Origin of the sequence: Mesorhizobium sp. M7A.F.Ca.US.007.01.2.1 (assembly GCF_003998165.1) — a bacterium.
GTDB classification, from domain to species: Bacteria; Pseudomonadota; Alphaproteobacteria; order Rhizobiales; family Rhizobiaceae; genus Mesorhizobium; species Mesorhizobium ciceri.
The window spans coordinates 1-7,370 of record NZ_RZQP01000276.1 but is presented as its reverse complement, the minus strand read 5'-3'; the positions used below and the strand labels follow the sequence as shown (position 1 = coordinate 7,370).

Sequence of the window (7,370 nt, the reverse complement as noted above, 5' to 3'; positions counted from 1 at the left end):
GAACACGGTCGGGCTGATGATCCCGCCACTGAAGCTCAATGCCGGATTTGCGCATATGGCCGCCAAGCCCGGCAACATCGCGCTGCTGTCGCAATCCGGCGCCATTGCCACGACGCTGATCGACTGGGCGGCTGACAACAATGTCGGCTTCTCGCAGATCGTCTCCCTGGGTGACATGGCGGACGTCGACGTGGGAGATTGCCTCGACATGCTGGCGGGCGACATGCACACGCGCGCCATCGTGATGTATCTCGAGACAATTCCCAATCCGCGCAAGTTCATTTCGGCCGCCCGTGCGGCGGCGCGGATCAAGCCGGTGATCGCAATTAAATCGGGCCGGCACGAGCAATCGGCCAAGGCGGCTGCGACCCACACCGGAGCGCTATCGGGGGCTGATCGTGTCGTCGACGCGGCATTGCTGCGCGCGGGCATCCTGCGTGTCAAAGGCCTGACCGAGCTGTTTGATGCCGCTGAAACGATCGCCCGCTTCCCTCCGCTCAAACGAGCCCGCGTCGGCATCGTCACCAATGGCGGCGGGGCAGGGGTATTGGCCATCGATCAACTCATAGACTGCCAAGGGGAACTGGCCGCGCTATCACCCGCCACCATCGAACGCCTGAATGCTGTATTGCCTCCAACATGGTCGCACGCCAATCCGGTCGACATCATCGGCGATGCCCCGCCGGAGCGCTACAAGGCCGCCGTCGAAGCCGTGGTGGCCGACCCCGGAACGGACGTCGTCCTGGTGATGAATTGTCCAACGGGGCTGGGTTCGCCGCTTGCCGCGGCAAGCGTGGTTGCGGAACTCGCAAGGGAAGGGATGGTCGCCGGCAAACCGGTTCTGACCTGCTGGCTGGGGGAGCATACCGCGCGCTCTGGGCGGCAAATCCTTCAGGATGCCGGCATTGCCAGTTTCGAAACGCCGGCTGACGCGGCAATGGCCGTCGCCTACCTCAGCGATTGGTCGCGTGCCCAGCGGGCATTGATGCGCACACCGTCGAGCCGCAGCGAGGACGTCACGAGCGATCGGGAAGCCGTGCTCGCCATTTTCAGGGAGGTCGCGAGGGAGGGGCGGCGAATGCTGACCGAGCCCGAAGCCAAGGCAGCAATTTCCGCCTACGGCATCCCGGTGCCCGAGACGGTCGTCGCCAAAACTCCTGCCGAAGCGGAAGTGGCAGCCTCGCGGCTCCTCAAAACGTCCGAACGGATCGTTGTCAAGCTGCTGTCCAAGGCGATCTCGCACAAATCGGACATTGATGGGGTGGTGCTCAACATTGCCGATGCCGCAGCCGTCGGAGCGGCAGCACGCGCAATCGAGGCGGGTGTGCGCAAACACGCACCGCAAGCCGATATTGAAGGCTATGCCGTTCAGCCGATGGTGACGCGAAAACAGGCGCAGGAACTCATCCTCGGCATGAGCCGGGATCCGATCTTCGGGCCGGCCATCCTGTTTGGAGCCGGTGGCGTCGCGGTCGAAGTTATGGACGATACAGCGATCGCATTGCCGCCGCTCGACGACGTTCTTGCCAGCGACCTAATCGGGCAAACGCGGATCGGTCGCCTGCTCGCCGGGTTCCGCGATCGCAAGCCGACGAACCGGCAAGCGATCATTGCCGCCCTCAACGGCCTGTCGCAGATGATTGTCGACTTTCCGTGCCTCGTTGCGGTGGACATCAATCCGCTGCTGGCCGACGCCGAGGGCGTGATTGCGCTCGACGCTCGCATCGAAATCGAGCCGGGACGCGTGGAAGAGGCCGGGCCGAACCCCGCACTTGCCATCAGGCCTTATCCGTCGGGTTGGGACAAGGCGTTTGCGGGAGGCGGCACGCATTATCACATCCGGCCGATCAAGCCGGCCGACATCGCGCTCTATCCCGAATTCCTTGCCAGGATTTCACCGGACGATCTGCGCTTGCGATTCCTGTCGCCGCGAAAGAGTTTCTCCGACCAGATGCTGAAGCGGTTCACCCAGCTCGACTATGACCGCAACATGGCCTTCGTCGCTCTGGAGACAGCCACCGGCGCCTTGGCGGGCATCAGCCGGCTTTCCTGTGATCCGGACCGCTCCGTTGCCGAATACGCCTTGCTGGTTCGCACGGACTTGCAGGGTCACGGTCTGGGCTGGGAATTGCTAAGGCAGATCGTCGCCTATGCAAAGGCCGACGGGATCGGATGGATAGAAGGCATCGTGCTCAGCGAGAACAGGACGATGCTGACCATGTGCCGCGAATTCGGCTTCTCGATCGCCCATCTTCCGGACGAGCCCGGCCTTGTCGAGGCTAGGCTCCAACTGCACTAAGGGCGATCATCTGCCGTACCTTTCAGGAGGCCGTGCGCAGGGTCTCGGACGCATCGCTGTCGGAAAACCTTCTCAGCTCTGTGACTAAGTCGGCAAGCTTCCGATCGGCATTGATCCTGCGCCAGCTCGTTTGGGCGGCGTTTCGCTGCAATTGCCGTGAAAGGATATCTATGGTGGCGTCGGAAGGGCCGCCCTTGCGATCACTGACCCGTTGCCACAGAACAAGCGGGTCCGCTTCCAACCAGAACCCGGCGAAAGCCACACCCCTGACGCTTGCCGCCTTCTCGATACGGTCGCGATCGGTAGGCCTGTCAAACACAGAGTCAGCGACAACCGAACCGCCCTCCGCAAGGATCAGGCCGGCCCGCCATGCCATGTCGCGATAGACACGGTCCGATACCTCCGGCCGATAAGCTTTGTCCGGCAGCCGCGTTTCGGCCGGCACACCGTGCATGGCCTTGCGGATACGGTCGCTTTCGACAATGCGGGCCCCGGGCGGCGCACCGACATGGGCGGCCAGCGCCTCCGCAGCGGTCGTCTTGCCCGAGCCGCTCAGGCCGCCGATGGCAACGAGCTGCGGCGATGTTTCCTGGAGAAGTGTATGGGCAAGGTCGAAATAGGATCTGGCCTCGGCAGCCAGTCGATCGGAATCGGCGCTGCCTTCCTCGACCTGTGTTGCGGTGACATGGGCGCGCACTGCGGCCCGCACCGCCATGAAGAAGGGCAGCAGGACGAACCCATCCTCGTCGTCGGCTTCGTCGAGATAGCGGTTCATCACAAGATTGGCGAGCTTCGGAAAACCGCAATGCCAAAGGTCCATCAGCAGGAAGGCAAGGTCGTACAGAATGTCGATGCTGGCGATCTGGTCGTTGAATTCGATGCAATCGAAGAGGCGGGGCTCGCCGTCGAAAAGGCAGATGTTGCGCAGATGCAGATCGCCATGGCATCGGCGGACCTTGCCCGCGGCTTCGCGGCGGTCGAGCAATTCGCAATGGCGGGCGAGTTCCGTGCAGAAGGCCTCGGCAAAGGTCTCGATCTCTGCTTTCTTGAAGACATGACTGGTGGCAAAGCCAGCCTCGTTGATATCAAGCACGCCCGCCAGATTGAATGAGCCGCTGCCGTCGTGGATCGTCGGCGCGGCCCGGTGGTATCCGGCAATCATGCGCGCAACTGCGGTCATCAGTGCCGGCGTCAATTCTCCCGCGGTCGCCATACGATCGAGAAGCTTGGACTGATCGAAGCGGACCATCTCGATCGCCGCGTCGACTGTTTGCCCAGCGCCGTCAAAAACCATTTTGCCGTCGGCTTCCCGCGTGATGCGACGCACCCTCAGATAGAGGTCGGGTGCGGTCTTCGAGTTGAGTTCCACCTCTTTCTCGCAAGCGGCCAGCCTGAGGTCTGGCGTCGAGAAATCGACATAGGGCAGCTTGACCGCCCGCTTCATCTTGTAGGCACGCTGGCCAACGAGGAAGATGCATGAAATGTGGGTCTCGATCGCCTCGACCGGTCCGTTCGCGCCATAGGAAGCAGAATCCAGCAGAAACGCGGCTGCGCCTTGCTGGTCGTCGACGATCATAGCCGGCCTTCCCGGTGTGTCCTGCGAAATCGTTTCCGCGATCTGCGCTCATTGCTGCAATGTCTGGACATAACCTGCCAATTCATGGATGCGTTCCCTGGTGACGATTTCGCCGGCGTTCGGGCCATATTTCTTCACGTCCCCAGGCAGGAATTGGCTGCCCCATACCGGCATGTCGCGCTCGCTATGCGCCGGCACCATGGCGCGGCCGTCGATCACGGCATAGACGCGCCAGTACGGGAATTCGCCGCCATTGCGCCTGGAGATGCGTGTCAGGTCGCTCGGACGCTTCAACAGTTCGTCGCCCAACGGTCCATCGCCCTTGCCGTCCGGGCCATGGCAGACGGCGCACGAGTTCATGTATTCGGACTTGCCGTCGCCGAGCTCCTGCGCACTGGCCGTATGGTAGGTCATGCCAGCGAGAGCCGCCGCGACCAGGAATCTCATCTGCGTTTTCCCTGATTAGTTGGCTGAAGCCTACAGCCTTGGCAGGCCAGCACGTTGATGCGGATCAAATAGCCGCCACAGCCAAGACGTTTGATCCAGCGCAATGAACGCACCGGCTCCTGTCGGCTATGCCTCAGCAACGATTGAACCTTCACGCGAAATGAGGAGCTGCCGCCGTGTCCTTCAAGACATTGCTTACGGTTACCGGACCGAACCAGGGGGATGGCGATCTCAAGCTCGCCGCCTCACTGTGCGAACAGATCGCTGCCCACCTTTCGGTGCTCGTCCTTGAGCTTGCCGCACCGCCGTCGGGTGGTGAGTATGCTGCTATCGTCTCACCAGCCTGGCTCGAGGAGCGTCAGGCCGAGCTGAAAAGGCTCGAGAAACGAATATCGGCAGTCGGCGCCTTTCTTTCACAGACCCCGGTATCGGCTGATCTGAGCGACGATTATCCCGACACGGGATGGGCTGACGATGTCATCGGCAGGCGTGCCCGCTACGCCGATCTGACCATTCTGGGACCGGATCTGCTGGCAAGCTATGCGCTGAAGGATAAAGTGATCGAGGGCACGCTGTTCTCATCGGGAAAGCCCATTCTGCTTGTTCCCGAAGGCTCGCGCCCGACGCTGAAGCCGAGACGCATCCTCGTTGCATGGGACGCCCGTCTTGAGTCATCACGCGCCGTCCGCGAGTCGCTCGATATGCTGAAGGGCGCTGAAGAGGTGCACCTGGTTATGGTTGACCCGATCGAGGACGAGTTCCATCACGGCGCGGAACCCGGAGCCGATGCCGCCGCCTATCTTGCCCGGCACGGCCTGAAGGTTACGGTCGAGCGGCTGCCGAGCGCGAACCATTCGGTCGCCGACGTGCTTCGCCAGCGTGCCGGCGATATGGCGGCCGAGCTGCTGGTCATGGGCGCCTATGGTCATTCCCGGTTGCGCGAGCGGATTTTCGGTGGCGTCACGAAGTCAATGCTTGACGATCAATCGCTGCCGGTCCTGATGGCGCGATAACAAATCCACGTCACAGAAAATGGGCCGGCGCTGGATGCGCCGGCCCATTCCATTTCCCACAACCAAATCGTCGAGCGACTTACTCGCTCGCTTCCCGTCCGGACACCTGTTCAATCAGGATCCGGAAGAAAACATGCGGCGCACTGTCGGCCGTTGGAGGAACGACCGGCTTGAGTGCACCCGGTTCCCACCAGTCGGCATGCTTGCTCAACACCGACCAGGCATGATCCCGCTGGAGCTTGTGGCCGATCCGATCAGGCAGCTCTTCGTAGCGGCCGTCGACGACGACGCTTCTCCATCCTCGCCCCTGGCCATGTTCGTCGACCTGGACGGACGCCAGCGGATTGGTCCGCATCCATTCGATCTTTTTTCCCGGCATCGAAAACCCGTAAAGATGGGCATCTGAATGGGCGTAATAGAAGGGCACGACGTAGGGCTGCCCATCCTTTGCGCATGCCAGGCGGCCCACGCGATTGGCCGTCAGGATTCTTGTGCATTCCAGGGCAGATAGCTCACGGATCAGCATGACATGATCTCCTATTTCTCTCGGTTATTCCGTGGCATTGTTTTCGTGGCGACTTTCGAACCGGCTGCGTGTTGCCCACTTAGGTGTTGCCTATCCGTTTGCGACCGGCCAGCCTCGCCTATGACAGCGACGACATCACTGTCCGAGAGCTGAGGAAACCGCATGTAATGGTAGCTCAGGGCACGGAACTGTCCTGGTTGACTTAGGCAAACCACACGATCTGCTTCGCATGCCAATTCTGCGACCGTCTCTTGCGGCGAAACAGGAACTGCCACGATGATTTCCCTCGGCGAACGGCGCTTTATGGCGCGGATCGCGATTTTCAGGGTCGTACCGGTCGCGGCCCCGTCATCCACGATGATCGCGGTCTTTCCCGCGATCGAGATCGGTTTGGTCTTCCCTCGATAGGCAGCGCGCCGGCGTTCGAGTTCTGGACGCTCATTTGCAATCAAGACGCGTAGCTCGCCTTCATCGAGCGCATAGGCCTCGACGATCTCCCGGTTCAACACGACGTCCCCGGGGTCACCATCGACGATTGCTGCAACAGCCAGCTCAGGATTGCCTGGGGCGCCGACCTTGCGGACGATCAGCAGGTCAAGAGGAGCGTTGAGAGCTCTGGCCACCTCCACTGCGACAGGCACGCCGCCACGCGGCAATGCCAGCACAACAGGCTGATGCAGTTTAAGGTTGCTCAGCTCCAGGCCAAGCTTCGCGCCAGCGTCTTCCCGGTCTCGGAACATGGGTCAATCCACCGGCCACAATTTTCTGAGCGACTTCTTCATCGAGTTTCGGACCTGCACGATCTCGCCATGCGAAATGTGACGGTCGAGAAGCTTGAACACGGCGCTGATCGCGACATCGAAATCGATCTCCTCATCGTAGCCGAAACTGTTTCTGACGCTGAGCATAAAGTCGCGCTTCGTGCGCTCATGCGCAGGCGCAGATGGAGTCCAGGCTTCGAAGTAAATGCCGCGAATCAAAACTGGGAGTTGGGCCGAGAGATCGGCCATTTCCGCTGGCGACAGCCAATCCCGGACAGTGTGCAGAACAGACCTGAGGAGGCGGCACGCGCTCGGCTCGCTCCAGCAGAGATCCTTGGCGATCTCTTTAACCCATTGCTGCGCCTGCTGGGCAGCGTGCGTGAAGTCGGCAAAGGACGTGTGGGAACTATGACCCATGGCGATGCTCCTCGAAGATTTGAGCTCCATTGTTAGGACGTCGAAAAGCTTCGAGCATTGAGCCGGATCAAATTGCTCACAGGCGGTTTGCCCCGATTGCGCTTCCGCCGTCGCCTCGATCAGGTCGAGGAAGCCACACACGGCTGGCAAAGGGGCTGAAGGCCGTTTGAGCAGTCAGCGGCTTTCAGCCGCCGGATTTCTGCGCCAGCAGGGGAATGATGCGGTCGCTCTTGGCCACCGAAGGCCGACCTGCCGAACCATAGGGGATGCCGAGCGCGTCCCAGGTCTCGACCAGCGCATCCTGCAATTCGGCGATCAGCGCATCGGAATG

General features: G+C 61.4%; 7 protein-coding genes and 1 pseudogene. 2 read left to right on the top strand and 6 right to left on the bottom strand.

Annotated elements, in window-relative coordinates:
• On the top strand, positions 1-2,299 hold a 2,299-nt coding region (locus EN949_RS30850), incomplete at its 5' end, for a bifunctional acetate--CoA ligase family protein/GNAT family N-acetyltransferase (RefSeq protein WP_127371879.1).
• Positions 2,300-2,321: 22 nt separating this feature from the next.
• Here the strand turns inward: EN949_RS30850 and EN949_RS30845 are convergent.
• Together EN949_RS30845 and EN949_RS30840 are read right to left on the bottom strand one after the other, a co-directional pair.
• Entirely contained in the window at positions 2,322-3,875 is a 1,554-nt protein-coding gene (locus EN949_RS30845; protein ID WP_127371503.1) for a bifunctional aminoglycoside phosphotransferase/ATP-binding protein, read from the bottom strand.
• Positions 3,876-3,923: 48 nt separating this feature from the next.
• Positions 3,924-4,322: a c-type cytochrome gene (locus EN949_RS30840; RefSeq protein ID WP_127367639.1), complete on the bottom strand. Its 399-nt coding sequence runs from the start codon at positions 4,320-4,322 to the stop codon at positions 3,924-3,926.
• A 176-nt stretch (positions 4,323-4,498) separates the two neighbouring features.
• Between EN949_RS30840 and EN949_RS30835 the strand changes: the two genes are divergently transcribed.
• On the top strand, positions 4,499-5,335 hold the full coding sequence (locus tag EN949_RS30835) for a universal stress protein (protein WP_127367640.1): 837 nt from the start codon (positions 4,499-4,501) through the stop codon (positions 5,333-5,335).
• Between the two features lie 79 nt (positions 5,336-5,414).
• Here the strand turns inward: EN949_RS30835 and EN949_RS30830 are convergent, their stop codons facing one another.
• The 4 genes and pseudogenes from EN949_RS30830 to EN949_RS36805 form a co-directional block, all read right to left on the bottom strand.
• Positions 5,415-5,861 carry a pyridoxamine 5'-phosphate oxidase family protein gene (locus EN949_RS30830; RefSeq protein ID WP_127371514.1) on the bottom strand — a complete coding sequence of 149 codons (447 nt, stop codon included), beginning with the start codon at positions 5,859-5,861 and terminating at the stop codon, positions 5,415-5,417.
• Positions 5,862-5,872: 11 nt separating this feature from the next.
• A complete protein-coding gene (locus EN949_RS30825; RefSeq protein ID WP_127367673.1) occupies positions 5,873-6,601 on the bottom strand; it encodes a phosphoribosyltransferase in 729 nt (242 codons plus the stop codon).
• Positions 6,602-6,604: 3 nt separating this feature from the next.
• A complete protein-coding gene (locus EN949_RS30820; protein ID WP_127367672.1) occupies positions 6,605-7,039 on the bottom strand; it encodes a DUF2267 domain-containing protein in 435 nt (144 codons plus the stop codon).
• A 184-nt stretch (positions 7,040-7,223) separates the two neighbouring features.
• Positions 7,224-7,370, bottom strand: a pseudogene (locus EN949_RS36805) (5-aminolevulinate synthase); the annotation flags it as partial.

Excerpts from the sequence above, each read along its gene's own strand:
- EN949_RS30845 (WP_127371503.1), bottom strand. The coding sequence starts at position 3,875 with ATGATCGTCGACGACCAGCAAGGCGCAGCCGCGTTTCTGCTGGATTCT.
- EN949_RS30840 (WP_127367639.1), bottom strand. The coding sequence starts at position 4,322 with ATGAGATTCCTGGTCGCGGCGGCTCTCGCTGGCATGACCTACCATACG.
- EN949_RS30830 (WP_127371514.1), bottom strand. The coding sequence starts at position 5,861 with ATGCTGATCCGTGAGCTATCTGCCCTGGAATGCACAAGAATCCTGACG.
- EN949_RS30825 (WP_127367673.1), bottom strand. The coding sequence starts at position 6,601 with ATGTTCCGAGACCGGGAAGACGCTGGCGCGAAGCTTGGCCTGGAGCTG.
- EN949_RS30820 (WP_127367672.1), bottom strand. The coding sequence starts at position 7,039 with ATGGGTCATAGTTCCCACACGTCCTTTGCCGACTTCACGCACGCTGCC.